At 59.3% G+C, this 231-nt stretch carries 1 pseudogene; it reads left to right on the top strand.

Annotated features, from left to right (window positions below):
• Positions 1–231 (top strand): annotated as a pseudogene (locus R0J87_RS25310) (alpha/beta fold hydrolase); the annotation flags it as partial.

The following is a 231-nucleotide window of genomic DNA, read 5'->3' as shown; positions in this document are numbered from 1 at the left end:
CTTTGCCAGGCCTATCAGATCACGCGCTTTATTGCCCTAGGGCACCGCGTGGGTGGCTGTATGGCCGTACATTGCGCTGGGCGTCATGCAACTCAGTGCCAGGGGCTTATCACCATCGCCGCCCAAGCATTTAACCAAACGCGCACAAGGCGCGGTATCGCAGAGGCACAAGAGGCTCTTCAGCCGCCGGAACAGTTCGCCAAAATGGCCAAGTACCACGGCGACAAAGCC

This window comes from Halomonas sp. SIMBA_159 (assembly GCF_046536035.1).
GTDB lineage: Bacteria > Pseudomonadota > Gammaproteobacteria > Pseudomonadales > Halomonadaceae > Vreelandella > Vreelandella venusta_A.
This window is presented reverse-complemented; position numbering and strand designations above follow the sequence as displayed.